General features: G+C 74.6%; 22 protein-coding genes. 6 read left to right on the top strand and 16 right to left on the bottom strand.

The window, feature by feature from the left end; translation table 11 throughout:
* Positions 1-54: 54 nt before the first annotated feature.
* The 7 genes from pheT to infC form a co-directional block, all read right to left on the bottom strand.
* The gene (gene pheT / locus ACFWVE_RS04970) at positions 55-2,601 is read right to left on the bottom strand and encodes a phenylalanine--tRNA ligase subunit beta (protein WP_384008286.1); all 2,547 of its coding nucleotides are present in this window, start codon (positions 2,599-2,601) and stop codon (positions 55-57) included.
* Complete coding sequence (pheS, locus tag ACFWVE_RS04975) at positions 2,601-3,722, bottom strand: phenylalanine--tRNA ligase subunit alpha (RefSeq protein ID WP_384008288.1); 1,122 nt, start codon at positions 3,720-3,722, stop codon at positions 2,601-2,603. The genes pheT and pheS overlap by 1 nt, the downstream gene beginning before the upstream one ends.
* A 148-nt stretch (positions 3,723-3,870) precedes the next feature.
* Positions 3,871-5,016: an ATP-binding protein gene (locus tag ACFWVE_RS04980; RefSeq protein ID WP_384008290.1), complete on the bottom strand. Its 1,146-nt coding sequence runs from the start codon at positions 5,014-5,016 to the stop codon at positions 3,871-3,873.
* A gap of 130 nt (positions 5,017-5,146) precedes the next feature.
* A complete protein-coding gene (locus ACFWVE_RS04985; protein ID WP_384008291.1) occupies positions 5,147-6,022 on the bottom strand; it encodes a TrmH family RNA methyltransferase in 876 nt (291 codons plus the stop codon).
* 139 nt (positions 6,023-6,161) lie between these two features.
* A complete protein-coding gene (rplT, locus tag ACFWVE_RS04990; RefSeq protein ID WP_004933571.1) occupies positions 6,162-6,545 on the bottom strand; it encodes a 50S ribosomal protein L20 in 384 nt (127 codons plus the stop codon).
* A gap of 100 nt (positions 6,546-6,645) precedes the next feature.
* Positions 6,646-6,840, bottom strand: coding sequence for a 50S ribosomal protein L35 (gene rpmI / locus ACFWVE_RS04995; RefSeq protein ID WP_015661694.1), 195 nt, complete (start codon positions 6,838-6,840; stop codon positions 6,646-6,648).
* Between the two features lie 119 nt (positions 6,841-6,959).
* The gene (gene infC / locus ACFWVE_RS05000) at positions 6,960-7,628 is read right to left on the bottom strand and encodes a translation initiation factor IF-3 (protein WP_384008360.1); all 669 of its coding nucleotides are present in this window, start codon (positions 7,626-7,628) and stop codon (positions 6,960-6,962) included.
* A 404-nt stretch (positions 7,629-8,032) separates the two neighbouring features.
* Between infC and ACFWVE_RS05005 the strand changes: the two genes are divergently transcribed.
* Positions 8,033-8,410 carry a DUF1844 domain-containing protein gene (locus tag ACFWVE_RS05005; protein ID WP_384008293.1) on the top strand — a complete coding sequence of 126 codons (378 nt, stop codon included), beginning with the start codon at positions 8,033-8,035 and terminating at the stop codon, positions 8,408-8,410.
* Positions 8,411-8,427: 17 nt separating this feature from the next.
* On the opposite strand, the gene ACFWVE_RS05010 is transcribed toward ACFWVE_RS05005, so the two are convergent.
* Positions 8,428-9,159, bottom strand: a complete 732-nt coding sequence (locus ACFWVE_RS05010) for an SseB family protein (protein ID WP_384008295.1) — start codon at positions 9,157-9,159, stop codon at positions 8,428-8,430.
* Between the two features lie 70 nt (positions 9,160-9,229).
* On the opposite strand from ACFWVE_RS05010, the gene ACFWVE_RS05015 reads away from it, so the two are divergent.
* The gene (locus tag ACFWVE_RS05015) at positions 9,230-10,039 is read left to right on the top strand and encodes a serine hydrolase (protein WP_384008297.1); all 810 of its coding nucleotides are present in this window, start codon (positions 9,230-9,232) and stop codon (positions 10,037-10,039) included.
* On the opposite strand, the gene mycP is transcribed toward ACFWVE_RS05015, so the two are convergent.
* Both mycP and ACFWVE_RS05025 read right to left on the bottom strand, forming a co-directional pair.
* A complete protein-coding gene (mycP, locus tag ACFWVE_RS05020) occupies positions 10,036-11,211 on the bottom strand; it encodes a type VII secretion-associated serine protease mycosin (RefSeq protein ID WP_384008299.1) in 1,176 nt (391 codons plus the stop codon). The two genes, ACFWVE_RS05015 and mycP, sit on opposite strands and share 4 nt — an antisense overlap.
* Positions 11,208-12,500 carry a hypothetical protein gene (locus ACFWVE_RS05025; protein WP_384008301.1) on the bottom strand — a complete coding sequence of 431 codons (1,293 nt, stop codon included), beginning with the start codon at positions 12,498-12,500 and terminating at the stop codon, positions 11,208-11,210. The genes mycP and ACFWVE_RS05025 overlap by 4 nt, the downstream gene beginning before the upstream one ends.
* 800 nt (positions 12,501-13,300) lie before the next feature.
* Here ACFWVE_RS05025 and ACFWVE_RS05030 point away from each other — a divergent pair.
* Positions 13,301-14,503: an amino acid deaminase/aldolase gene (locus tag ACFWVE_RS05030; protein ID WP_384008302.1), complete on the top strand. Its 1,203-nt coding sequence runs from the start codon at positions 13,301-13,303 to the stop codon at positions 14,501-14,503.
* Positions 14,504-14,548: 45 nt separating this feature from the next.
* Here ACFWVE_RS05030 and ACFWVE_RS05035 read toward each other — a convergent pair whose 3' ends face one another.
* From ACFWVE_RS05035 to ACFWVE_RS05060, 6 genes are all read right to left on the bottom strand, one after another.
* On the bottom strand, positions 14,549-15,466 hold the full coding sequence (locus tag ACFWVE_RS05035; protein WP_384008362.1) for a DUF2510 domain-containing protein: 918 nt from the start codon (positions 15,464-15,466) through the stop codon (positions 14,549-14,551).
* A gap of 110 nt (positions 15,467-15,576) precedes the next feature.
* On the bottom strand, positions 15,577-17,874 hold the full coding sequence (locus tag ACFWVE_RS05040) for a lantibiotic dehydratase (protein WP_384008304.1): 2,298 nt from the start codon (positions 17,872-17,874) through the stop codon (positions 15,577-15,579).
* A 212-nt stretch (positions 17,875-18,086) separates the two neighbouring features.
* Positions 18,087-18,341 carry an acyl carrier protein gene (locus ACFWVE_RS05045; protein WP_384008306.1) on the bottom strand — a complete coding sequence of 85 codons (255 nt, stop codon included), beginning with the start codon at positions 18,339-18,341 and terminating at the stop codon, positions 18,087-18,089.
* Entirely contained in the window at positions 18,338-19,363 is a 1,026-nt protein-coding gene (locus ACFWVE_RS05050; RefSeq protein WP_384008308.1) for a threonine/serine dehydratase, read from the bottom strand. Before ACFWVE_RS05050 ends, ACFWVE_RS05045 begins: the two co-directional genes overlap by 4 nt.
* Positions 19,360-20,877 (bottom strand): amino acid adenylation domain-containing protein, encoded by a 1,518-nt coding sequence (locus ACFWVE_RS05055; RefSeq protein ID WP_384008310.1) that lies wholly within the window; start codon positions 20,875-20,877, stop codon positions 19,360-19,362. Before ACFWVE_RS05055 ends, ACFWVE_RS05050 begins: the two co-directional genes overlap by 4 nt.
* The gene (locus tag ACFWVE_RS05060) at positions 20,877-23,201 is read right to left on the bottom strand and encodes a lantibiotic dehydratase (protein ID WP_384008312.1); all 2,325 of its coding nucleotides are present in this window, start codon (positions 23,199-23,201) and stop codon (positions 20,877-20,879) included. The genes ACFWVE_RS05055 and ACFWVE_RS05060 overlap by 1 nt, the downstream gene beginning before the upstream one ends.
* A gap of 321 nt (positions 23,202-23,522) precedes the next feature.
* Here ACFWVE_RS05060 and ACFWVE_RS05065 point away from each other — a divergent pair, with 321 nt between their 5' ends.
* The 3 genes from ACFWVE_RS05065 (at position 23,523) to ACFWVE_RS05075 (ending at position 25,386) form a co-directional block, all read left to right on the top strand.
* On the top strand, positions 23,523-23,711 hold the full coding sequence (locus ACFWVE_RS05065) for an MbtH family NRPS accessory protein (RefSeq protein ID WP_062193195.1): 189 nt from the start codon (positions 23,523-23,525) through the stop codon (positions 23,709-23,711).
* Entirely contained in the window at positions 23,704-24,483 is a 780-nt protein-coding gene (locus ACFWVE_RS05070; protein WP_384008314.1) for a 4'-phosphopantetheinyl transferase family protein, read from the top strand. Before ACFWVE_RS05065 ends, ACFWVE_RS05070 begins: the two co-directional genes overlap by 8 nt.
* A gap of 162 nt (positions 24,484-24,645) precedes the next feature.
* Entirely contained in the window at positions 24,646-25,386 is a 741-nt protein-coding gene (locus tag ACFWVE_RS05075; protein ID WP_384008316.1) for a Type 1 glutamine amidotransferase-like domain-containing protein, read from the top strand.
* Positions 25,387-25,460 lie beyond the last annotated feature (74 nt).

Here is a 25,460-nt window from a genome sequence, read left to right on the forward strand (position 1 = left end):
TCAGCCCCGATGGAACCCGTCGTCCCCGGCGAGCCCTCCGCACCCCGGAGGGTGTCAGCCCCTCAGGACCGCCCCGGTGCGCTCGCCCGCGAGGGCGACCGCCGTCTCGCGGGCCGCGGAGGCCTCGTCGACCGTCAGCGTCCGGTCGGCCGCGCGGAACCGCAGCGCGTACGCCAGGGACTTGCGGCCCTCGCCCAGCTGCTCGGCGTTCTCGTACACGTCGAACAGACGGATGGACTCCAGCAGTTCACCGGCGCCCTCGCGCAGCGCCGCCTCGACGTCCGAGGCCGGCACGGCCCCGTCGACGACCAGGGCGACGTCCTGTGTGGCCACCGGGAAGGTGGAGATGGCCGGCGCCTGCGGGATGTCTTCGCCGGCCTGCTCCAGGGCGTCCAGGTCGACTTCCATCGCGCAGGTGCGCGCGGGCAGGCCCAGGTTCTTCACCACGCGCGGGTGCAGCTCACCGGCGTGGCCGACGACCCGCTCGGTGCCGTCGACGGTGACCGCCAGTTCGGCGCAGCGGCCCGGGTGCCACGGGCCGTACTGGCCCTTGCGGACGACGAGTTCGGCGCCCGCCTCGGCGGCGACGGTACGGGCGGCCTCGACCGCGTCGGCCCAGCCGGCCGGGCGGCCCGCGCCCCACCAGCCGGCCTGTTCGCGGGCACCGGCGAGGACGGCGGCGACGTGCTGCGGCTGGTCCGGCAGCGCCGCGTCGAGGCCGGCGAGTTCCTCGTCGGTGGGCCGGCGGCCCACGGGCAGGCGGACGGCGGTCCGCTGCTCCTCGCGCGGCTTGAAGACGAGGCCGGTCTCGAACAGCGCGAGGTCGTGGCTGCCGCGTCCGTCGTTGCGCCGCAGCGCGCCGAGCAGGCCCGGCAGCAGCGAGGTGCGCAGCGCGGGCTCCTCGTCGTTGAGCGGGTTGGCCAGCTTCACCACCCGGCGGGCCGGGTCGTCGGCGTCCAGGCCGAGCTGGTCGAAGATCTGCTCGCCGACGAACGGGTAGTTCGGCGCCTCGACGTATCCGGCGCCGGCCAGGGCCCGGCCGGTCCGGCGGTGCAGCCGCTGCCGGGAGGTCAGCCCGCGTCCGGCGGGCGGCCGGGGCAGGGTGGCGGGCAGGTTCTCGTAGCCCTCGAGCCGGATGACCTCTTCGGCCAGGTCGTTCGGGTCGGTGAGGTCGGGCCGCCAGGACGGCACGGTGACGATCAGCTCGTCCTGGCCGTGGACGTCGCAGCCGACCTGCTGGAGGCGGCGTACGACGGTCTCCCTGCCGTAGGCGACACCGGCGACCTTGTCGGGGTGGTCGGCCGGGAGGGTGATCGTGTGGGGCGCGGACGGGACGACGACCTCGGTCACCCCGGCCTCGGCGGTACCGCCGGCGAGCAGCACCAGCAGGTCGACGGTGCGCTGCGCGGCAGCGGCGGCGGCCTGCGGGTCGACGCCGCGCTCGAAGCGCCGGGACGCCTCGGAGGACAGCTTGTGCCGGCGGGCGGTACGGGCGATGGACACCGGGTCGAAGTGCGCGGCCTCGACGACGACCTCGGAGGTCGCCCGGTCGAGGGTGGGGGTCCCCCCGGTCGAGTCTGTTCGAGCCTGGGGGAGGTCGGCGATCTCGGTGTCGGCGCCGCCCATGACACCGGCGAGGCCGATCGGGCCGCGCTCGTCGGTGATCACCAGGTCCTCGGCGTCGAGGGTGCGCCGCACGCCGTCGAGGGTGGTGAGCTTCTCGCCCTGCCCGGCCCGGCGCACGCCGATGGTTCCCCGGAGCAGGGAGCGGTCGTAGGCGTGCAGTGGCTGGCCGAGCTCCAGCATCACGTAGTTGGTGACGTCGACGGCGAGGGAGACCGGACGCATGCCGGCCTTCTGCAGCCGGCGGGTGAGCCAGATCGGGGAGCGGGCGTCGGGGCTGAGCCCGGTCACCGTGCGGGCGGTGAAGCGGTCGCAGCCGACAGGGTCGGAGACCTTCACCGGGTGGCCGAAGGCGTTCGGCCCGGGGACGTCGAGCAGGGCCGGGTCGCGCAGCGGCAGCCCGTAGGCGGTGGCGGTCTCGCGGGCCACGCCGCGCACCGACAGGCAGTAGCCGCGGTCCGGGGTGACGGCGATGTCGAGGACCTCGTCGACCAGTTCCAGCAGCCCGATGGCGTCCTTGCCGACCTCGGTCTCCGGCGGCAGCACGATGATGCCCTTGCTGCCGTCGTCCCCCATGCCCAGCTCGTCGCCGGAGCAGATCATGCCGTGCGAGACCTTGCCGTAGGTCTTGCGGGCGGCGATCGCGAACCCGCCGGGCAGGACCGCGCCGGGGAGCACCACGACGACCTTGTCGCCGACCGCGAAGTTGCGGGCGCCGCAGACGATCTCCTGGGGCTCGCCGGTGCCGTTGGCCTGCCCGACGTCGACCGTGCAGAAGCGGATCGGCTTCTTGAAGCCCTCCAGCTCCTCGATGGTGAGCACCTGGCCGACGACCAGGGGGCCCTTGAGGCCGGCGCCGAGGTGTTCGACCGTCTCGACCTCGAGGCCGGCCGAAATGAGCTTGGCCTGGACGTCGCGCCCGGTCTGAGTCGCCGGCAGGTCGACGTACTCCCGCAGCCAAGAAAGCGGGACCCGCATCAGATCTCCATCCCGAACGGCCGGGTGAACCGGACGTCGCCCTCGACCATGTCTCGCATGTCCTCGACGTTGTGGCGGAACATCAGCATCCGCTCGATGCCGAACCCGAAGGCGAAGCCGCTGTACTTCTCGGGGTCGACGCCGCAGGCGGTCAGCACCCGCGGGTTGACCATGCCGCAGCCGCCGAGCTCGATCCAGCCCTCGGAGGAGCAGGTGCGGCAGGGACGGTCGGGGTTGCCGACGGACTCGCCCTTGCAGACGTAGCAGAGCATGTCCATCTCGGCGCTCGGCTCGGTGAAGGGGAAGAAGTTGGGCCGCAGCCTGGTCTTCATGCCCTCGCCGAACAGCGACTGCACCATGTGGTCCAGGGTGCCCTTGAGGTCCGCCATGGTGAGGCCCTCGTCCACGGCGAGGAGTTCCACCTGGTGGAAGACGGGGGTGTGGGTCGCGTCCAGCTCGTCGGTGCGGTAGACGCGGCCGGGGCAGATCACGTAGACCGGCAGCTCGCGGCCGAGCAGGGAGCGCACCTGCACGGGCGAGGTGTGGGTGCGCAGGACGACGCCGGACTCGGTGCCGCCCTCGGGGCCTTCGACGAAGAAGGTGTCGGCCTCGCCGCGGGCCGGGTGGTCCGGGCCGATGTTGAGGGCGTCGAAGTTGAACCACTCGGCCTCGGCCTGGGGGCCCTCGGCGACCTCGTAGCCCATGGCCACGAAGATGTCCTCGATGCGCTCGGACAGTGTGGTCAGCGGGTGCCGGGCACCGGACGGTACGCGGTCGTGGGGCAGGGTGACGTCGACCGCCTCCTCCACCAGGACCCGGGCGTCCCGCTCGGCCTCCAGTTCGCTCTGGCGGCCGGCGAGGGCCTTGTTCACCGAGCCGCGTGCCTGGCCCACGCGCTTGCCCGCGTCGGCCTTGGCGTGCGGGGGCAGGGCGCCGATCTCGCGGTTGGCGAGGGCCAGCGGCGAGGCGGGGCCGGTGTGGGCGATCTTGGCCTCGTGGAGTGCGTCGAGGGAGTCCGCGGCGGCGAAGGCGGCGAGCGCCTCGTCCCGCATGCGCTCGATCTCTTCCGGTTTCAACGCCTCGACCTCGACAGGGTCGTACGACTTATTGGGTGCCGACATCTCTTCCCGTACTTCCGATTGGCTGGCTGATGGTCCCCGTCACCGGCTCGTGGCCGAAGCGTCTCCGTCTGTGGGACACAAAGGTGCCAGAGGCCGAGTCTAACGGGGTGAGGGACCGCGAATGCGCCCGTGGGGCCCTGGGTGCGCGCTAGGTGAGATACGCGGGAGCCGCCACGGGCAACGTAAATCGGAGTTCCGCGCCGCCGCTGGGGGCGCGGCCGACCGTGATGGTGCCGCCGTGGGCCTCGACGATGCCCTTGACGATGTACAGCCCGAGGCCGGTGCCGCCGCGCTTGCTGCCCCGCCAGAAGCGGGTGAAGACGCGGTTCATGGACTCCTCCGGGATGCCGGGGCCCTCGTCGCTCACGGTGACCGACGTGGCCGCGTGCTCGCCGTTCTCCCGGTCTCGGGGGGACGCCGAGGGCGTGATGTCGATGGTGACGGTTCCCTCGCCGTGGCGCACCGCATTTTCCAGCAGGTTGCTGAGCACCTGGTCGACCTTGTCGGGGTCGGCCCACAGGTCGGGCAGGGGGTGCTGGACGCGCAGCAGGAACCGGTCGGCGCTCTGCCCGGCGGCGACGTGGGCCTGGATGTGCCGTCCGACGGCGGCCCCGATGTCGACGGGCTGGCGGCGCAGCTCGAGGCGCCCGGAGTCGATGCGGGAGATGTCGAGGAGTTCGGCGATGAGCCGGGTGACCCGGTCGGCGTCGGCGTCGACGGTCTCCAGCATGAGCTGTTTCTGCTCGTCGGTGAAGCGCTCCCACTTGGCGAGCAGGGTGGCGGTGAAACCCTTGACGGAGGTGAGGGGGGAGCGCAGTTCGTGGGCGACGATGGCGATCAGTTCGGCGTGGCTGCGTTCGGTGCGGCGGCGGGCCTCGGTGTCGCGCAGCGACACGACGACGCGGTGGACGGGTCCGGTGGGCCGGGTGCGGACGTAGCGTGCGGAGACGAGGACCTCCCGGCCACCGGGCAGCAGCAGGTTGCGTTCGGGCTGGCTCACCCGGATGGCGAGGCCGCCGTAGGGGTCGGTGAGCTGCCACCACCGCCGGCCTTCCAGGTCCTCCAACGGCAGGGCCTCGTCGAGCCGTTGGCCGAGGGCCCGCTCGGCGGGGACGGCGGTGATGCGGGCGGCGGCGGCGTTGAAGCAGACGACCCTGCCGTGCTCGTCGGCGACGACGAGGCCGTCGGGCAGCTGGTCGGGATCGATGCCGGGTTCGGCGGGGCCGGCGGACCGGGGCGCGGGCGGGCTCGCCGCCCGAGGTGCTCCCGGTGCGCTGCTCGTGCCGACGGTCATCCCCGTACCCCACCTCTCCGTACTCCCTCGGGGTGCCCCGCGCTCGTGCGGGGTGCCCCGGTCCGGTCGGAGCCGGGGAGCCTGGGGTACGGCCGAGAGCTGGGGGAGGGTCCCCGGGCAGGTCACCTTACTAGCTCTCGGTGACGGAGCGGCACCCTCCGACGGCGCGCTGTGCACGCGCCGACGCGTAGAGACATACGGCGGCGGCGGTGGCGAGGTTCAGGCTTTCGGCCTTTCCGTGAATCGGAACACGGACGACGGCGTCGGTGAGCGCCCGGGTCTCCTCGGGAAGTCCCCATGCCTCGTTGCCGAAGACCCAGGCGGTGGGCCCGCCCATGGCGCCCCGGTCGAGTTCGTCGTCGAGGTCGCGGTCGCCCGCGCCGTCCGCGGCGAGCACCCGTACGCCGGTGTCCCGCAGGGCGGCCACGGCGCGCCCGACGGGCACGCCGACGGCGACGGGCAGGTGGAACAGCGATCCGACGGAGGCGCGTACGGCCTTGGGGTTGTAGAGGTCGACGGAGGCGTCGGTCAGGACGACGGCCTCGGCGCCGGCGGCGTCGGCGCACCGCAGGACGGTGCCGGCGTTGCCGGGATCGCGTACGTGGGCGAGGACGGCGACGAGCCGGGGGCGGGCGGCGAGGATCTCGTCGAAGGGGGTGTCGAGGAAGCGGCACACCCCGACGAGGCCCTGCGGGGTGACGGTGGTGGAGATGTCGGCGACGACCTGCTCGGCGGCGAGGTGGATGCGGGCGCCGGCGTCCCGGGCGGCGCCGATGATGTCGGCGTACCGCTCGGCGGCCTCCGGGGTGGCGAACAGTTCGACGAGGGTGGCCGCGCCGGTGCCCCCGTGAGCGGCGTCCCGGTGCACGGCGGCCTCCCGCACGGCCTGTGGCCCCTCGGCGAGGAACAGCCGTTCCTTGCCCCGGAAGTTCCGCTTGGCCAGCCGCCGCGCGGCCAGCACACGGGGCGAGCGGGAGGAGATCAACTCGGGGGTGGCGGGGGGCATTCGGTTCACTTTCGCTCGCAGCTCGGACGGCGGCTCCCGCGCGGGTGCCGCACCGGCTTCCGGGTCCGGACAGACTACGGACCCGCAGGCAGCGCCTGCGGGTCCGTTGGATCACGCCGGTTCGAGGCCCGGCGCGGCGTCACGCGGCCTTGGGCGCGTTCACGTCCGCCGGCAGTGCCTTCTGGGCGACCTCGACGAGCGCGGCGAAGGCGGTGGCGTCGTTCACGGCCAGCTCGGCCAGGATCTTGCGGTCGACCTCGACGTTCGCGGCCTTCAGACCCTGGATGAAGCGGTTGTACGTGATGCCGTTCGCGCGGGCAGCGGCGTTGATGCGCTGGATCCACAGCTGGCGGAAGTCACCCTTGCGCTTCTTGCGGTCGTTGTAGTTGTAGACCAGCGAGTGGGTGACCTGCTCCTTGGCCTTGCGGTACAGGCGCGAACGCTGACCGCGGTAGCCGGAGGCCTGCTCGAGGATCGCCCGGCGCTTCTTGTGGGCGTTGACTGCCCGCTTGACGCGTGCCACTTGTTAACTCCTTGCAGCGGGGCCGCGGTTGATGGTCACGCGGCCCGAAATCGATTGGGTCCCGGTTCTGACGTGCGGACGGCGCCGGAGCGCCGGAACGTCACTTGCCGAGAAGCTTCTTGATCTTCTTGGCGTCGCCCGGGGCCATCTCGGCGTTGCCGGTGAGGCGACGCGTCACACGGGACGACTTGTGCTCGAGCAGGTGGCGCTTGCCGGCGCGCTCACGGAGCACCTTGCCGGAGCCGGTGACCTTGAAGCGCTTGCTGGCACCGCTGTGCGACTTGTTCTTCGGCATGGCGCCGTTATCTCCTCGTCGGTGGCGCTCCGGTGCCCGGTCACGAAAACCGGGCACGGTGGAGCGTCGTACTTGTTTCGGTTATGTCCCTGGGGGCCTGGGCCCCCGAGGTCATGCGGTCACGCGTCTGCGGGAGCCTCGGCCTGGACTTCGGCCGGCGCCTCGGCGTCGTCCGACTCCTCGGCCTCCGCGGCGTTCTGCGAGCGGCCGGGGTTGGCCTTCGCGTCCGCCTTGCGGGCCTCCTGCGCCTGACGGGCCTCGGCCATCGCCTCGGTCTTCTTCTTGTGCGGACCGAGAACCATGATCATGTTCCGGCCGTCCTGCTTCGGGTTCGACTCGATGAACCCGAGGTCCTGGACGTCCTCCGCGAGCCGCTGCAGCAGTCGGTAGCCCAGCTCGGGCCGGGACTGCTCGCGACCACGGAACATGATCGTGATCTTGACCTTGTCGCCCTGCTTGAGGAACCGGACGACGTGACCCTTCTTGGTGTCGTAGTCGTGCGGGTCGATCTTCGGCCGGAGCTTCATCTCCTTGATGACCGTGTGCGCCTGGTTCTTGCGCGCCTCACGGGCCTTCATGGCCGACTCGTACTTGAACTTCCCGTAGTCCATGAGCTTGCACACGGGCGGACGGGCGGTCGCCGCGACCTCGACCAGGTCCAGGTCGTACTCCTGCGCAAGCTCCAGTGCCTTGGCCAGCGGGACAATGCCCACCTGCTCGCCACTGGGACCGACAAGTCGCACCTCGGGAACGCGAATCCGGTCGTTGATGCGGGGCTCGGCGCTGATGGATCCTCCTAGATAGCACCACGCGACGGCCTGGCGGACAGCCGCGTAACATCTGTTTTCGTTAGACCTAACCGCGCCGGAGCGACAAAAATGCCCCGGACGATCACAGGCGGGGCTCCTCGAACTACCGGAGCACCGCCGCGGTCACCGCGGGGCGCACTTTCGGGCGGATCGCCGCTGAGCGGCACCGCCTGACCGGTGACCTGCCATCCGGGGGACGGTCAGGTGGGAGTTCGAAAGCCTCCACTTGTGGTCGGGCACGCATGCTGTGGGCAGACGGGTCCGACCGGTCGTTACACAAGGTTAGCAGCTTCCGCGAGGGTGCGCGAACCGCCTGCACCGTGCCCTGACCGGCGCACCTCCTGCTGTCAAGGGGACACCTGCCGGGCCCTATCGTGTGGGGCATGAGTGAGACCTCCCCCGCGGACATCCCCACAACCGCCGACACCCCCGACTTCGACGCCATGACCCGTGACATCGCCGAGGTCCCGGCCGTCGAGGTGATCGTGACGGTCGCCGTCAATCTGATGAGCGCCGCGGCCGTGAAGCTCGGTCTGACCGAGGAGGGCGACGAGCACAAGGACCTGGACGAGGCCCGCAAGCTGGTGCACGCGCTGGCCGGTCTGCTGGACGCGTCCGCGACCGAGATCAGCTCCTTCCACGCGGCGCCGCTGCGCGACGGCCTGAAGTCGCTCCAGCTGGCGTTCCGCGAGGCCTCGCTCGTCAAGGACGAGCCGGGACAGGGCCCGGGCGAGAAGTACACGGGCGCGATCTACGGCTGAGTGCGGCGGGGCACGGGTTACCCGCGTACGTAGAAGGGCTCGCCCGGTGGCGTCGCTTCGGCCGGCAGTACTGCCAGGTCGAGGCCGCGCACCAGGCGGGCCCTCAGTGTTTCGTCGGCGGCGAGTCGCTGTGCCACGGAGCGGGCGGCCTCGGCGACGGAAGCGGCGGGGTCGAGGACCAGGGCGAGGGTGCCGTCGGCCTGTCCCGGCCCGAGGTGGGCGCGCAGGACGGCGGGTTCCGCGGCGACGACCGCGCGCAGGGCGCCGGTGACCGCGGGGTCGGCCAGCGGGTCGGACGTCGTACGCCCCTCGGCGAGCGCGAGCAGCAGCGGGCCGGTCAGTTCGAAGGGCACGGGCCCGGCCAGGTCGAGGACGACCGTGTCCGCCTTCTCGTGCGCGGCGGCCTGCAGGGCCTGGTGCAGCGGCACGGCGACCGGGCGGGCCCGGGGATCCCAGCGGGCGAGCGAGTCGGTGGAGGTGAAGGCGGGCAGCGCGGTGCGGTCGCCGGCCTTCAGCGTGGGGACGGCCATGTCGCTGGTCTTCTCGCGGCGCAGCCCGTTCTCGTCCTCCTCGGTCTCACCGAGGACGGCCACCACGGGGACCAGCAGCCGGGCGCCCCTGAGCGCGTCGAGGACCGGCGCGACGGCGTTGCCGTCCTCGGCCCAGGCGGCGAGCGCGGTGCTCAGCCGGGGGTCTGCGGAGCCGTCGTCGTCACGGTAGCCGGGGTCGGGAATGTTCTTGTTCGCCACGGTCGTCGACCCTATCGGCCCGGGGTGGCAGGCTCGCACGCGGGCGGACGGCGGGAAGCGGGAGGTGTCGGTGAGGTCCGACGGGTGGGGTGCGTGGCCGGCGGTGGCCGTGCCGGACGGTGCCGAGGTGTCGGTGGGGGTGCTGGACCCGGTGTCCGGGGTGGGTTTCTGCCACGGCGACCGGGCGTTCGTCACGGCGAGCGTCGTGAAGGTCGGCGTTCTGGCGGCGCTGCTGCTGAAGGCGCAGGACGCGGGACGGCCGCTCAGCGGGGAGGAGCGGTCGTACGCCGCGGCGATGATCGAGCGCAGCGACAACGACGCGGCGTCCGCGCTGTGGCGCTCGATCGGGCGGGCGGCCGGCCTCGACGCCGCGCACACCCGCCTCGGCCTGACCCGCACCGAGGGCGGCGACGGGCCCCGCTGGGGGCTGACCCGGACCACGGCCGCCGATCAACTCCTGTTGCTCCGACAGGTGTTCGGTGATCCGGCGGACTCGGCACTGACCGGGGCCTCGCGGGCGTACGTACGGGGGCTGATGGAGCGGGTGGTCCCGGAGCAGGCGTGGGGGGTGCCGGTGGTGGCGGACGCGTTGCCGGTGGGCGGAGCGGCGTGGGCGGTGAAGAACGGCTGGGTACCGCGCGACGCGACCGGGCTGTGGACCGTGAACAGCGTCGGCCGCGTCACGGTCGAGGGCCGAGGCCTCCTGGTGGCCGCGCTGTCCGACGGCAACCCGACGATGGCACGGGGCGTCGCACTGGTGGAGGCGGCGGCACGGGCGGCGGTGTCGGCGTTGCGGCCGCGTTCACCGGGTCCCGCTCACCCCGGCCGCAAAGATGCCGCCGGTCGTCTCCGCCCTGATCCGCCGGACGGACGACCCTAGGCGTCCCCGTGGCTCGGCCGGCGGCCGCGCCACAGGACGACCGTGACGACCAGCAGAACGCCGCCCGCGCCGCCCGCGAGGGGGGCGGCCCAGTCGGCGGTGCCGGTGTCGGACTCCGCGGTGTCCGGGCCGGGGCCGAAGTACCGCTTGCCGTAGGCCGCCGATTTCAGGCCCTCGGGCTTCAGGCGGGCGGCGGCCTCGATGGCGGCGGCCGGGTCGACGAAGCCGAAGCCGCGGGAGTCGTCGCGGCCGTCGGCGGGGGCGTTGCGGGCGGTGTCCTCGAGGAGCTTCTTGAGCTGGGCCGGGGTCAGCCCGGGGTGGGCCGCCTTGACCAGGGCGACGGCGCCGGAGACGAACGCGGCGGCGGCGCTGGTGCCCCAGCCCTCGTAGTACTTGCGGTCGGGGTCGGCGATGATCACGTCGACGCCCGGGGCGCTGACCGTGGCGTACCAGCGCCGGGTGGAGAAGGGGGCGCGGGTGCCGTAGCGGTCGACGGCGGTGACGGCGATGACGCCCGGGTAGGCGGCCGGGTAGGAGACGCGGTCGCCTTTCTCGCCGCCGTTCCCGGCGGAGGCGACGACGGCCACGCCCTTGCGCAGGGCGTACTGGATGGCCTCGTCCTCTCCGGACTCGGGGTGCGCGGAGGCGGAGTCGTCACCGAGGGAGAGGTTGATGACGTCGGCGCCGTGGTCGGCGGCCCAGCGGATGCCTTCGGCGAGGGCGTTGCCGCGGGTGCTGCGGGCCTTGGCCCGGGAGGGGTCGCCGTCCTCCAGGATCACCCGGACGGGGAGGATCTTCACGTCGGGCGCGATGCCCAGGACGCCTTCGCCGTTCCCGACGCCGTGTCCGTGACCGGCGATGATGCCGGCCATGGCGGTGCCGTGCCGGGCCCAGGCGCGGTCGCCGGCGTCGGCGCCGAAGCCGACCAGGTCCTTGCCGGCCAGGACGTTGCCGTCGAGGTCGGGGTGCTCGGCGTCGACCCCGGTGTCCAGGACGGCGACGGTGACGCCCGCGCCCTGCGTGGTGCGCCAGGCCTCGTCGGTGTGCAGGGCGTCCAGGCCCCACTGCCGGTCGCGGATGCCGTCGGCGTACGCGGCGGTGGCGGGGAGCAGGGCGAGGCCGGCGGCCAGCAGGACGCTCAGGGCCGCGGATCGGGCGGTCGCGGGCCTCATGACGGCCGCTCCGTGGTCGTACCGACGTTCTTGCGCAGGCCGCGCTCGACCCGGTCGGCGAGGCCCCGCGCCTCGTGGCCGAGGCCCGCCTGGGCGGGGGCGGTGGTGGCGCCGGACTCCATGGCGTCCTCGGCGGGCAGGGGGGTGTCGACGCCGCGGCCGTCGGCCCAGCCGGACACGGCGTAGACGACGACGGGGGCGTCGGTGAGGACGGAGATCGCCCAGGCGGCACGCTGTCCGGCGCCGAAGCCTGCGGCCGCGGTGCCCTTCGCCGCGTACGGGCGGGGCATCAGGTCGGTACGGCGGTCCAGGCGCTCCTTGTCGAACCGGCCGGCGAGGGAGGCCATGGCGGCGGCGTCGGCCTTGGTGAACAGCAGGCCGACGGTGGTGACATGGCTCTGGGTGGCGTCGGTGTAGGTGGCTCGCAGCAGGCGTTCGCAGCCGACGGGGGCGAGGAGCTTGCGCAGCAGCGGGTCGAAGGCGTCCTCGCAGCCGCTGTCCGGGGCCACCGCTATACGGGTCCAGACCCGGTCGGCGTCACCGGGGCCGGCGCCCTTGCCCTGGAGGGTGGGCGGGAACAGTTCGTCGACCGGGACGTTGTGCCACATGCTTCCGGCGGCGGCGAAGCCGCTGCTCGCCCCCGTCTCGCCGGAGTCCCCGGCGAGCCAGCTCCCGGCGACGGCACCCCCGATCAGGCCCACGCCGAGGACGAGAGAGACCGCGGCGGCCACTGCCTGGGAGCGGGTCCGCCGTCCGAGCGGGTGCGGCCGGGCGTTCTCGTCGTACCCCTCGGGCTGCGCGAACGTCACGACCGGGCGGCCGGGGCCGGAGGCACCGCCGGGTGCCGTGGGAGCGCTCCAGGAGAACTCGGGGTCGGGGGCGCCCGGGCCGGAGTATGCGGCTTCGGCCCGCCCGGAGCCGTACGGCTCCTCGGCCCCCGGACGCGGAGCCAAAGCCCATGCGCCGTTCCGCTCCGGACGGAGCGGGGGCGCGGTCGGCCGGGGGGGCGTGAGCGGGGGCGGCATGACCGGGGGCGGGGGCGCGGCCGGCCGAGGGACGGCCGGCTGCGCCGGTGCGGATGCCCGTACGGGGATCGGACGCAGGCGGGTCGTCGTCTCCGACGGGGTCTCGGGGCGTGCCCCGGTGCGGCGGGCGTCCGTGCGGTCCCCGGTGGGGCGCTGCTCGGTGGGCTGCTGCCGGCCGGGGCGGTCGGGGCCGTGCGTGGGCTGCGCCGGCACGGTGGCCGAGCCGATGGGCGGGGTGCCCGGGGGCGGGGTCCTGCGGCCCACGGTCGGCGGAGTCTCCGGGAAGCGGGCGGACGCCCTCGGCGGGGGCGTTGGCGCGCCGCCCGCACCTCTACCCGCGCCCCCCGGTTCCTCCCGGCCGCTCCGGCCGCCGGCGCCGAAACCCGGAAAGCGGGGCCGGGGCGGCGAAAAGGACGAGGACGCGGACGCGGACGCGGAGGGAGGCGCCGGGGAGGAGGGTGCGGGTACGGGCGTGTCCCCCGCGCCACCCCCCGCTCCGCCGGTGTCCGCGGACGGCGCCGCGGCCGGCCGGCGCACGTCGAACGCGCCGGTTCCGCCGGAGGTCCGCCCCTTGGGCCGCACCGGCGCGGTGCCGTCGGTGCTGTTCGCCGCTCCCCCGGTGGGCGTCGCGCCGGATGTCTCACGCGGCCCGGTGCCGGCGTGCGGTTGCCGTCGGTCCGGCTCACGGGTGTCGTCGCCCGCGTCGGCCGGCGGGTGGGGCGGGCGCGGAGGCGTGGACGGCGGCGGAGGGGTGGTGGGGCGGGGAGGAGGGGAGGCGCGCTGCGCTTCCGTGCTCATGCACCCCCCGTTTCCTCGCGCCCGGACCGTTTCCTCGCCGCGGGCCGGTGTCTGCCGCCGGACCCGGTACGAAGTCGTCCCGGGCACAGATACCCGCACGGGAGGAGCGTCATCCCGGCACGGGCCTTCGTCCGGCGTGGGCCGCCGGGCGTGCGCGTCACTCTACGACGTGACACCGGCCGAACGAGAACCAGTCCGCAGGCCCGCGGCATCTGCCCGGAACATCCCCCTACCCCTGTGGCAAACCTGTCTGGCAGGCTGCGTCCATGACTGTGCGCGCCTCCGACCGGGCCCGTTACGACCAGGCCACCGCCCATCTCGACGCCCCGCTCGCGATCGTCGATCTGGACGCCTTCGACGCCAACGCGGACGACCTGCTCCGCCGGGCCGGCGGGAAGCCGGTGCGGGTGGCGAGCAAGTCCGTGCGCTGCCGCGCCCTGCTCGAACGGGTGCTCGCCAGGGACGGTTTCGCGGGCGTCATGTCGTTCACCCTCGCCGAGTCCCTGTGGCTGGCCCGCTCCGGTTTCGACGACGTCCTGCTCGCCTACCCCTCCGCCGACCGTTCCGGTTACGCCGAGCTGGCCGCCGATCCCAAGCTCGCCGCCGCCGTCACCGTCATGGTCGACGACCCGGCACAGCTGGACCTGATCGACGCCGCGCGCGCCGGGGGCGGGGAGGTGGTGCGGGTCTGTCTGGAGCTGGACACCTCGCTGAAGCTGTTCGGCGGGCGGGTGCGGGTCGGTGCCCGGCGCTCCCCGCTCCACTCCCCCGCGCAGGTCGCCGAGTTGGCCCGCGCGGTGGCCCGGCGCCCCGGGTTCGAGGTCGTGGGGCTCATGGCGTACGAGGGTCATGTCGCGGGGGTCGGCGACGCGGTGGCCGGGCAGCCGCTGCGGTCCCGGGCCGTACGGCTGATGCAGGCCACCGCCCGGCGGGAGCTCGCCGCGCGGCGGGCGGCGGTGGTGCGGGCGGTACGGGAGGTCGTGCCGGGGCTGGAGTTCGTCAACGGCGGCGGCACGGGCAGCGTGCAGTACACCGCCGGGGAGGACGCGGTCACCGAGATCGCGGCGGGTTCGGGGCTGTACGTACCGCGGCTGTTCGACAACTACACGTCGTTCACCGGGCGTCCGGCGGCGCTCTTCGCCCTGCCCGTCGTACGGCGGCCGGGCGTGGGCGTGGTCACGGTGCTCGGCGGCGGTTATCCGGCGTCCGGCGCGGCAGGCACCGACCGGCTGCCGGTGCCGTATCTGCCCGAGGGGCTGCGCTACGACCCGCAGGAGGGGCCCGGCGAGGTCCAGACACCGCTGCTGGGCCCGCCGGCCGACGATCTGCTGATCGGCGACAAGGTGTGGTTCCGGCACGCCAAGGCGGGCGAGCCGTGCGAGCGGTTCGACGCGCTGCGGCTGGTCGAGGGCAACACGGTGACGGGCACCGTACCGACGTACCGCGGCGAGGGCATGACGTTCCTCTAGCCGGCTCCGGCCCCGGGCCCGGTCCGCCGCGGGCCGGGGGCGGGTTCAGGGAGTGGGGCCGACGCTGTTGCCCACGCCGCCGCCCGCGTCCGCGTCGCCGACCGCGCGGATGCCCTTGGTGAGACGGTCCATGTCGGCCGGGGGCGGCGCGCCGTCGCCCGCTTCGAACACGTAGCGGACGACGATCGGCGCCCCGGTGCCGACGGTGGAGGGGAAGACCAGCGACTGCACGTACCCGCCGGGGCCCTTGCCGGTCGTCACCCGCCAGCGGACGTAGTACCCGGCGCGGCCCGCCACCGCGACCGGGCCGGACTTCAGGACCGTGTGGGACTCGATGCCGCCGTAGGGGCTCTGGTCGAGGGCGTCCTCCTCGAAGGCGTCCTCGGCCGCGTCGGAGATGTCCTCCTCGGCGAGCAGTTCGGGCGAGGTCTCGTCGGTCGCGGTCACCGTGCGGGAGATGACGAGGCCGTGGCGGCAGACGCTGCCCTCGCCGGGGCAGTCGTGGGTGCCGGGAGTGGTCATGACGACGTCGTCCTGGCTGACGTTCTCCGGCCGGACCCAGCCGTCGAGGAGCGGGAAGGTGACGCCGTTGAGCTGGTCCTCGACGACGTTCGGGCCGGCGGCGGAGGGCCCGGACGCGGACTCGGACGCGGAGGCGGACGGTGCGGGGCCGTCGCCGTCCGGTGAGTGGGCGGACGGCGCGGTGGACGGGCCGGTCCTGGTCTCCGGGTCGCCGTCGTCGCCCAGCAGCACCGCGCCGGTGACGATCGCGGCGACGAGCACGGCCGCCGCCGCGACGAGGGCGATCGCCCGGGTACGGCCGCCGGTGCCACCGGGAGGCGGTGGCACCGGCCCGCCGGGGGCCTCGGGGGTCCGCCGGTGCTCGGTCCAGACCGTGCCGTCCCACCAGCGTTCCAGGTGCGGGGCGTGCGGGTCGGGGTACCAGCCGGGTGCGGGCGTCATGCTCATCCGGACACTCTAGGAGGAGGACCGGCGAAGACCGCCTCCGTCCTCGCAACCCGTCCGCGCCCCGGACGGGTTGCCGTCCCGGGCGCGGACGGCGACGTCGGGGGTCAGCGGTGCCCCGGCGGCTGCGCCTCCGTGTCGAACGCCACGAAGCGCAGTTCCGAGGTGTACCGGCGTCCCTCGTCGTCGCGGAGCCAGGTCTGCTCCGGTGAGGGCAGCATCTCCGTGAACGTGACCGTGCCCCGTGGGTCCCGGCGGGCCAGCCGGCGCAGTGCCTTGGCGAGGATCGTGACATACACGGGGCTGTCGAAGTCGACGTAGAACGGCCGGGACTCGGTCGGGGAGACGACGAAGACGTAGCGGGGCAGGCCGAGCAGGGCACGCCACTGCCGGGCGCGGACGAAGCGCCGGGCCTCGTCCTTGTCGTCGGCGAACCCCGCCTCCGACGCGGGCAGCCGCCAGGTCTCCCGGGCCACCACCAGCCGGTCGACGGTGACGCGCGGTGTGTGGCCCTTTGGCGGCAGGAGTCGGAAGAGGTCCATCGACAGGGTGGTCAGGACGTGCGAGAAGACGTCCGTCACCGGGAACCGCGCACCGTCCGGAAGCCGGACGACGAGGTCGCCGTCACACTCCTCGACGGCGGCGTCGGCGCTGCGCACGGCCCGGGGGCGGGCGGGGTCCGCGGTGAAGTCGGTCAGGGCGACCTGGTAGTCCTGGGGCCGGATCAGCGTGTGCCGGACCCTGGCGGACAGGCGCGCGCGGTGCTCCTTGGGGATCAACGGCAGCAGGCGCGGTCCGGGGTGGTCCCGGTCGGTGAGACGGAGCAGTTCGTCGGCGTTCGGGTGCTGGTGGGTGAAGAGGGAGGCGCCCAGCGTGTTGGCGGCCAGGTGGAGTTCGCCGAGGACGAGGGTGAAGTCGCCGCGGGCCACCGCCTCGGGGCCGTCGGCGGCGATCATGATGTCCGGGCTCAGGTAGCGGGCCGCCGTCCAGCCACCGGAACCGGTGAACTCCTCCCGCACCGCCGCCTCGATGTCCGCGGAACGGACGCTCACGCGGCGGGCGTCCGGGGGGATCGCGAGGATCCGCTGCCAGGTGGCGGCGAACTCCTCCTGGAGTTCGCCGGCGGTGGCGCGCGCGGTGCCGTGCAGCACCGGCAGGCACGCGAACCAGAGGACGGCCAGGTCCACCGGTCCCTCGGCGGCGAGGCGTTCGTACACCGCACGCGTCTCGGTCCGTACGACGGCGGCGAGCCGTGAGGTGAGCCACCCTGCGCTGTCCATGAGCAGCCGCAGCGGACGCAGCGCCTCCAGCACCTCGGGGCCGAGGCGGGCCGTCGCGGACCGGCGGGAGTCGTGGTACACGAGCGCCCGGCACGGCGCGGTCGACGCGGACTTCTCCCGTACGGCGGCGGTGTCGGTCAGTTCGGTGAAGTCCCGCTCCAGGCCGGTCAGCGCGCCGACCAGCGCGTCCACGTCATGGGCGGCCGCCACTGCCGCGCGGCCGTCCTCCAGCCGGTCGAGCGCGGCGAGCCCCCGCCGGCGCGGTTCCGGCGCGCCGACGGTCCCCAGCCAGGCCCGCAGATCCCGGTCGGGGTGGGTGCCCGCGGGTACGTCCAGGCGCCATACCACCCAGCGGCGGGCGACCAGGTCGGCGAGGACGGCGGGCACGTCGTGGTCCGGGAGCGCGGCGGCGATCGCCCGCGCCGGCCGGACGCCGTCGCAGAGGGCGAGGACGGCCGCGGTCCCGGCGGGGACCTTCACCGGACGCCGGCCGGGCACGCGGACCCGGCAGCCGTCCACCGTCACGAAGGGCACCCGGCGGGGGGCGATCCACTCCCGCAGGCCGGGGTCGGCGTCCAAGGTCCTGGCCAGCGCGTCGATGCCCCAGCTCGCCCAGTAGACGGTGGACTCGGCGACGATGCCGGATCCGGTGTCGACGGCGGCGCCGGACGCCCCGGCGTCCCAGCGGCCCCAGCCGACGGGGCCGAAGAAGCCGATGGTGTCGTTCTTCACGCAGAACCGCTGCCAGTAGTGGGCGACCAGTTCCTCGCGCTGGCGGGGCATGCTGCTGCGGCTGTCCACGCCCGGCGTCCAGCGCAGGAACGGGGCGATGCCGGAGGTGAGGACCGGGCGGTTCTGCCAGGCCACCGCCTCCCGGAAGGACGGTGCGCGGGCGATGTCCTGGAGGGTGTGCGCGGTCTCCACGGCGGCGTCGGCGAACAGGCGGGCGAAATCCGTCCAGCACGCGCCGTCGAGGGGAGTCTTCGCGTCGAACTTGTCGGCGGCCTCGGCCAGTCCGGCCGGGGCCAGCCGCAGCACCCCGTCGGCGGGGAAGCCGGGGCCGCGCAGCGCGAACTGCTCCCACAGACGCCAGCGGCCGAGGGACGGTACGGGGTCTTCGGTCATGGCAGGGCTCTCCTTGGCGGGCGCGGGGGACGGACGGGCGGAGGGACACAGCGCGGGCGGGCGGGGAGGGTTGCGGGCCGGTGCCGGGCGGGAACGGCGGCGCCGGGCAGGGACGGGTGCGCGGCGCGCGCCGGTCCCTGGTCCTCGTACGGTCGCGTCGGGGCCAGGGACCGGTGGGGCGCACGGTGGAGGGGGAGCCGGTGCCGTGGAGGTCAGGAGCGGCCGTAGTCGGCGTCGACGACCTCGGCCAGGTCCCGCGGTGTGGGGTAGGCGAAGACCAGGGACACCGGCACCTCCGCGCCGAGGACTTCCTCGAGCCGGCCGGTGATCTGGAAGGCGGTGAGCGAGTCGCCGCCCGCCTCGTAGAAGTCGGTGTCCGCGGTCAGGTCGGGCAGGCCGAGCACGTCGCGGAAGATCTCGACGAGCACGTCGGCGGTGCGGGTGGCGGTCGCGGCGTTCTCGGTCATGGTGTGTGCTCCTCGATGGTTGTCGCGGTGGGTGCTTCCACGGCTGTTTCCGTGGGTGTCGTGGTGCGTGGGCGGAGAAGGGCGTGCAGGCGGGCGGGGGTGTTGCCGCCGGAGACGACGACCACGGCCCGTTCGCGGCGGCCGGCGCGCAGGGCTCCGGCCAGGGCGACGGCTCCGCTGGGTTCGGCGTCGACGCCGAGGCGGTGCAGCAGGACGGCGGCGGCGAGGATCTCGGCGTCGCCGACGGCCATCAGGTCGTCGACGCGGTCACGGATGATCGGGTAGGGGACGTGTCCCGGCCGCTGGCCGCGCAGGCCGTCGGCGACGGTGGCGCAGGGCGGCAGCTGGACCGGGTGCCCCTCGGCCAGGGAGCGGGCGTAGCGGGGGGTCAGGGCCGGTTCGACGCCGACCACCCGGACCGGGTGGTCCGCGGCGGCGAGGCAGACGCCGGCGAGGAGTCCGCCGCCGCCGGTCGGGACGTAGACCGTCTCGGTGTGGGGGGCGTCGGCGAGCAGTTCGGTGCCGACCGTGCCCTGCCCGGCCACCACCAGGGGGTGGTCCGAGGAGGGCACGAAGGTGGCTCCGGTCTCTTCCGCGAGCCGGCCGGCCCGCTCCTCGCGCTCGGCCACTCCCCCGCCCACCTGGACCGTCTCGGCGCCGAGCGCGCGGATGACGGCGGCCTTGGCGGGGGCCGCGCCCGCCGCGAGGACGACGGTCAGACGAATGCCGAGGGAGCGGGCGAGCCAGGCGAGGGCGATGCCGTGGTTGCCGGACGAACCGGCGACGACCCGGTCGGCGTCCAGCGCCAGGACGGCGTTGGCGGCTCCGCGCATCTTGAACGAGTGGCCGGCCTGCCGGTGTTCGGCCTTCAGCAGCAGGTCCGGTCCGTGCGCCGCCGTCACCGGGCCGCGCAGCAGGGGGGTGCGCAGGACGTGGGGGGCGATACGGGCGGCCGCCGCGGCGACGTCGGCGGGTCCCGGCAGGACACCGGCCTCGGCCGGCCGCAGGCCGGTGGCGGTCACGGGGCGCTCCCCACGACCAGTCGGCGGCGGTCCGCCTTGCCGCCCCGGGTGGTGGGCAGCGTGTCGTGGCGCTGGAACCGGCGGGGCATCAGATGCGGCGGCAGCGAGCGGGCCAGGTGGGTGCGGAGCTCCGCGTCGGCGGTGGCGGTCAGGTCGCCCGCGACGTGGGCGGCCAGATACACCCGTCCCCGGTCGTCGGTGTGCGCGGTGACCGCGGCGCCGCTGACACGCGGGTGGGACAGCAGGGCGCCCTCGATCTCGGCGGGGTCGACCCGGTGGCCGCGGATCTTGACCTGCCGGTCGGTGCGGCCGACGTAGATCAGGCCCTGCGGGCTCCACCGGCCGAGGTCACCGGTGCGGTAGAGGCGGGCGCCGGGCGGACCGGAGGGGTCGGGCAGGAAGCACTCGGCGGTACGGGCCGGGCACCCGCCGTAGCCTCGCGCCACACCCGCGCCGCCGATGTACACCTCGCCCACGCTGCCGTCGGGGACCGGCGCGAGACCGGCGTCGAGCACCCGGACGACCGTGCCCGCCCGGGGTGCGCCCACCACGTCGGCGGCCGTGTCGGGCTCGGCCGGGACGACGTGGCGGGTGGTGGTCATGGTGCACTCGGTCGGGCCGTACTGGTTGACGAGCGTGCCCGGTACCACCCGCCGTCCGCCGGCGGCGAGGAACGGGCGCAGGGACTCACCGCTGGAGGCGACCAGGGTGACGCCGGCCAGCGGGTCGGCCGGGTCCGGCTGCCCGGCCAGGTGCGTCAGGAAGGACGGGGTGACGCTGAGCAGCGCGGTCACCCGGTGTTCGCGCACGGTACGGGCGAAGTCGGCGGGGCGCAGCAGCCGGGCGCGCTCCACGATCACCAGCCGGGCTCCGGCCAGCAACGGGGCGAAGGTGTCCCGGATCGAGGCGTCGTAGCCGAGCGGCGCGGTCTGCAGGGCCACGGTGTCCGGGCCGAGGCGGAAGGCGCGCGCGGTGTCGCGCAGGTAGGCGTCGAGGGCGTGGTGTTCGACCAGGACCGGGCTGGGTTCGCCGGTGCTGCCGGAGGTGTGGCTGACGTAGGCCAGGGCCTGCGGGTCGACGGGCGGGGGCGGCGTCGCGGGACCGTCGGGCCCGGTGGTGGGACCGTCGGGTCCGGCGGTCGGACGGTCCAGCAGGATCGTGGGCGCGTCCAGGCCGAGTGCGCGGGCGTGCGCGGAGGTGGTCAGCAGCAGGCGGGCGCCCGCCCCGTGGACGAAGGCCGCCAGCCGGTCGCGGGGCTGGGCCACGTCCAGGGTGAGGAAGGCGGCTCCGCAGCGCATGACCGCGGCCATCGCGGCCACCGCGTCGGCGCCGTGCTCGACGGCGACGGCGCACACCGTCTCCGGTCCGGCGCCGTGGGCCCGCAGCAGCAGGGTCAGCTCGTCGGCGCGCGCGGCCAGCCGGCCGTACGTGATCCCACCGGCGGGGGTGTCCAGCGCGATCCGCTCCGGGTGACGGACGGCGTGCGCGGCGAGGTCGTCGGCGACGGTGCGCATCACGCCTCCTTCATGCCGGTGACGGTCCGGTCGACGGCCACGAAGCGGAGTTCGCAGGTGTAGCGGTGCCCGTCGTCGTCGGTGAGCCAGGACTGCTCGGGGGTGGGCAGCATCTCGCTGACCTTCAGGCGGGCCCCGGAGTCCTTGCGGGCGAGCCGGCGGGCAGCCTTGGCGAGGATGGTGACGTACACGGGGCTGTCGAAGTCGACGTAGAACGGGCGGGGTTCGGTCGGGGAGACGATGAAGACGAAGCGGGGCAGGTCGTGGCGTCGCTGCCAGTGCCGGGCGCGCACGAATCGGGCGGCCTCGCTCTTCTCGTCGGCGAAGTCGACTTCCGAGACGGGAAGTTGCCAGGTCTCGCGGGCCACGGTCATGCGGTCGACGGTGATGCGCGGGGTGTGTTCGCCCTCGGGACGGAGGGTGAAGCGGTCCATGACGCGCTGGGTGAGGGTGTTGGCGTAGGCGTCGAGGACGTCGTGGGTGCTGCCGTCGGGCAGGACGGCGGTCAGACGGCCGTCCCGGTTCTCGACGCGGACGTCGGCGCTCGGCACCGAGTTCGGACGGTGCGGGTCGCCGGTCTGGTCGACCAGGGTCACCGAGTGGTCCTCGGGCCGGTCCAGGGAGGGCCGGCTGCGGGTGGACCAGCGCAGGGGCAGTTCCTTGGGCAGCGTGGGCAGCAGGCGCGGGCCGGGGAAGTCGCGGCTGGTCTCGGCGACCAGCCGGTCCCGGTCGGGGTGCTGGTGGACGAAGAGGGAGGCGCCCATGGTGTTCAGCGCGCAGTGCATCTCGCCGAGGACGAGGTCGACGTCGCCGCGGGCGAGGGCGTCCGCGTCCTCGGCGACGACCAGGATGTCGGGGCTGACGTAGCGGGCGAGGGACCAGCCGTCGCCGGGCTCGTCGAACTCCCGGCGCACCCGTTCGGCCAGCTCGGCCGTGGTCAGGCGGACGCGGCGGGCGTCGGGCGGGAGGTCGAGGATCCGGGCCCACTTGGCGCGCAGTTCGGCCTGTACGGCGTCGATCAGGTCGCCGGCGTCCGGGTGCGGGGAGGGCAGGGTGTTCATCCACAGGGTGGCGAGGTCGACGGATGTGCCGTCGGCGCTCAGGCGGCCGTGGACGGTGAGCAGCCGGGCGCGGACGGCGTCGGCGAAGCGGTTCGTCATCCAGCGGGCGGCCGTCAGGCACAGCTGGAGGGGCTCCAGACCGGCCAGCAGGGCGGGTCCGGCCGTGGCGGTGGCCGACCGTCGGGCGTCGGAGTACACCAGTCCCCGGCAGGGGGCGGTGCGCGCTCCCTTGGCGCGCTGGGCCTCGCTGTCGGTGAGGGCGGCGAAGTCGGCCTCCAGGGCGCCGATCGCGGTGGTCAGCGCGGTGGCGTCGGTCCCCGCGTCGCGTACGGCGTCGCGGCCGCGCTCCAGCACGGTGAGCTTCGCCAGTGCCCGGTCGCGGACGGCCTCGTCGGGTACGCGCTCCAGGATGCGGCGCAGGGCCCGGTCGGGGTGGGTGGCCGCGGGAACCTCCAGGCGCCACTGCACCCAGCGCCGGCCGGCCAGTTCGCGTACGACGTCGGCGACGTCGGTGGTCTCCAGGCCCAGCTCGGCGGCGACGGCGGCCAGGTGCCGGGTGCCGTCGCAGCGCAGCAGTACGGCCTGCTGGAGCTCCCCGACGGGCTGGGCGGGCCGTCCCGGGATCCGTACCGTGCCGTCCTGACAGCGGACGAAGGACATCCGGCGCGGCGGGATCCACCGCATCAGTTCGGTGTCCTCGGCGAGCACCTTGGCCAGGACGTCGATGGCCCAGCCGGAGAAGTAGACCTCCTGCGCGGCGAGGAAGCCCCGGCCGGCGTCCACGGCGACGGCGTGCGGTGCCGACAGGTCCCAGCGGCCCCAGCCGACGGGGCCGAAGAAGCCGATGGTGTCGTTCTTCACGCAGAACCGCTGCCAGTAGTGGGCGACCAGTTCCTCGCGTTGGCGGGGCATGCTGCTGCGGCTGTCCACGCCCGGCGTCCAGCGCAGGAACGGGGCGATACCGGTGCGCAGGACGGCAGGGTTCTGCCAGGCGAGAGCCGCCTGGAAGCGGGGCTGGGCGGCGACCCGCTGGAGGTGGCGGGCGGTGTCCACGGCAGCCGCCGACAGTTCCTCGGCGAAGGCCTGCCACTCGGGTCCGGCCGGATCGGTGCCGGGGCCGAACTTGTCGGCGGCCTCGGCCAGTCCGGGCGGGGCCAGCCGCAGCACCCCGTCGGCGGGAAAGCCGGGGCCGCGCAGCGCGAACTCCTCCCAGAGCCGCCAGCCTCCGCCCGGCAGCAGGACCGGTGCGTGCTCGTCCGACATCACGTGCTCCTTCCGGAAGGGGGTGCGCGGGGAGGCCGCTCGGCGCTCGGCCGGGCCGTGGCCGCCGCCGGGGTGCCCAGCTCCCCGGGCGGACAGCACCGTCCCGCGCCGGGGCGGCAGGGCACCAGAGAAGATCCGGCAGCAACGCGCGCCGCGGGCTCGGCGCGTTCGTCCCTGCCCCGGTCGGGGGGCCGCCCGGCACGCTGTCGGCGTCGGCCCCGACCTGCGGCCGGCCCCATCACCTGCGGGAGGTTCACCGTGACGCAACCCCACTCCGCGACCGGCTCGGGTGCCGAGGAGGCCCGCCCGGGCACCGACGAGGTGTATCTCGTGGTGCGCAACGACGAGGAGCAGTACTCGATCTGGCGGGCGGACCGCGAAGTGCCCGCCGGCTGGCACCCGGAGGGCCGGCGGGGCAGCCGGCAGGAGTGCCTGGACCACATCGGCGTGATCTGGACGGACATGCGTCCGCTCAGCCTGCGTCGCCGGCTGGCCGGGGCAGATGTCTGAGCCACGGGCGGGCCGGCTCCTGGACCCGCCGGCGCACGCCCCGCCTCCGGCGCCGTCCGGACTGCTGGGCCCGGCCGTGCTGGACCTGTCCGGGCTGCGGCACCGGACGCGGGCGCCGGGCCCGCGCGTGCTGAGGGGACCTCTGGAGCTGTACCTGGCCCACGTCGGTGCCCTGGACGAGCGGACACTGCGGGATGCGCGGGAGCTGCTGGACGCGGAGGAACGGGACCGGGCCCGCGCGTTCCGGCACGACCGCGACCGGGACGCGTACGTCGTCGCGCACGCGGCCCTGCGCGACGTGCTGGGCACCCTGCTCGGCGTGCCCGCCGACGCGCTGCCGCTGATGCGGGAGCCGTGCGCGGGTTGCGGCGGACCGCACGGGCGGCCGGCTCTGCGCATGCCGGGTGTGCACTTCTCGCTGTCCCACAGCGGGGGCCTGGTGATGGTGGCGCTCGCCCCCGCACCGGTCGGTGTCGACGTGGAAGGGCTGGCCACCGTGCGGGCGGTGCTCGGCGCGCAGTCGGCGCTGCACCTGGCGGAGGCGGACGAGCTGGCGCTGCTGCCCGCGCACGAGCGTCCGGCCGCGTTCACCCGGGCCTGGGTGCGCAAGGAGGCCTACCTCAAGGGCCTGGGCACGGGTCTGGTGCGCGATCCGGCGCTGGACTACGTGGGCACCGGGCCGCTGCCGACCGCCCCGGCACCGGGGTGGACCGTACGGGACGTCCTGGTCCCGGCGGGGTACGCGGCGGCGGTGGCCCTGCGGGCGCCCTGACGGCGTACGCGCGAACACGGCGGGGACCGGTCCGACGGGCAGGTCCCCGCCGTGGCGTTGCGGCGTTTTTGCCCGGTCCTGCGCCGTTCACGTGGACGGGGGCGCGAAGCCTTCACCAATAACCCGGAAGAGAACAGGAGTTGGCGCGCTACGATCACCGGCGTGACCGCTCCGGAACCGACCATCGTCGCCACCTCCGGAGGTCATCGCGTCGGCACACGCACCCGGGTCCTCTTCCACTCTCTGGTCCACCACGCGGTCGACCTCTCCGGTGTGCACGGCCGACGCCCCCGGGTTCTCTACCTGGGCACGGCGGTGGGCGACGCCGAGCACGTCACGGCGCGGGTGGGCGAGGCCGCCCGGGTGGCGGGCTTCGACCTCACCCCGCTCCAGCTCTTCCCGATGCCGAGCGTGGACGACGTCGAGGGCACGGTGCTCGACCACGACGTGGTCTGGGTGATGGGCGGCTCGGTGGCCAACCTGCTCGCCGTGTGGCGGGTGCACGGGCTGGACGGGGTCCTGCGGCGCGCGTGGCGCTCCGGGGTGGTGCTCGCCGGAGTGAGCGCGGGTTCCATCTGCTGGTTCCAGGGCGGCACCACGGACTCCTTCGGCCCCGAACTGCGCCCGGTCACCGACGGGCTGGGCCTGCTGCCGTACGGCAACGGGGTGCACTACGACAGCGACGAGGGCCGGCGTCCGCTGATCCACCGGCTGGTGGCCCGGGGCGTCTTCGCGACGGCGCACTGCACCGACGACGGTGTGGGTCTGGTCTACCGGGGCACCGAGCTGGTCGAGGCGGTGGCGGAGGAGCCGGACAAGGCCGCCTACGTGGTGCGCCGGGACGGTGAGCGGGCCGTGGAGGAGCGGATGGAGCCACGGTTGCTGCCCGCGCCCCCCGGCTGACCGGCCGGGCGGACGGCCGCTCGAAGGAGCCGGCGACCGCGCGGGGTGACGCGGGCGCCCGCGTGCGGCCGTCA

This window comes from Streptomyces sp. NPDC058632 (genome assembly GCF_042717095.1).
Taxonomy (GTDB): domain Bacteria; phylum Actinomycetota; class Actinomycetes; order Streptomycetales; family Streptomycetaceae; genus Streptomyces.

Bases quoted from the DNA above. Each gene is read 5' to 3' on its own strand.
- ACFWVE_RS05055 (WP_384008310.1), bottom strand. From the start codon at position 20,877: ATGCGCACCGTCGCCGACGACCTCGCCGCGCACGCCGTCCGTCACCCG.
- ACFWVE_RS05030 (WP_384008302.1), top strand. From the start codon at position 13,301: ATGACTGTGCGCGCCTCCGACCGGGCCCGTTACGACCAGGCCACCGCC.
- rpmI (WP_015661694.1), bottom strand. From the start codon at position 6,840: ATGCCGAAGAACAAGTCGCACAGCGGTGCCAGCAAGCGCTTCAAGGTC.
- ACFWVE_RS04980 (WP_384008290.1), bottom strand. From the start codon at position 5,016: ATGACCGTCGGCACGAGCAGCGCACCGGGAGCACCTCGGGCGGCGAGC.
- ACFWVE_RS05035 (WP_384008362.1), bottom strand. From the start codon at position 15,466: ATGACGCCCGCACCCGGCTGGTACCCCGACCCGCACGCCCCGCACCTG.
- ACFWVE_RS05045 (WP_384008306.1), bottom strand. From the start codon at position 18,341: ATGACCGAGAACGCCGCGACCGCCACCCGCACCGCCGACGTGCTCGTC.
- ACFWVE_RS05060 (WP_384008312.1), bottom strand. From the start codon at position 23,201: ATGTCGGACGAGCACGCACCGGTCCTGCTGCCGGGCGGAGGCTGGCGG.
- pheT (WP_384008286.1), bottom strand. From the start codon at position 2,601: ATGCGGGTCCCGCTTTCTTGGCTGCGGGAGTACGTCGACCTGCCGGCG.
- ACFWVE_RS05070 (WP_384008314.1), top strand. From the start codon at position 23,704: ATGTCTGAGCCACGGGCGGGCCGGCTCCTGGACCCGCCGGCGCACGCC.
- ACFWVE_RS05005 (WP_384008293.1), top strand. From the start codon at position 8,033: ATGAGTGAGACCTCCCCCGCGGACATCCCCACAACCGCCGACACCCCC.
- ACFWVE_RS04985 (WP_384008291.1), bottom strand. From the start codon at position 6,022: ATGCCCCCCGCCACCCCCGAGTTGATCTCCTCCCGCTCGCCCCGTGTG.
- pheS (WP_384008288.1), bottom strand. From the start codon at position 3,722: ATGTCGGCACCCAATAAGTCGTACGACCCTGTCGAGGTCGAGGCGTTG.
- mycP (WP_384008299.1), bottom strand. From the start codon at position 11,211: ATGAGGCCCGCGACCGCCCGATCCGCGGCCCTGAGCGTCCTGCTGGCC.
- ACFWVE_RS05040 (WP_384008304.1), bottom strand. From the start codon at position 17,874: ATGACCGAAGACCCCGTACCGTCCCTCGGCCGCTGGCGTCTGTGGGAG.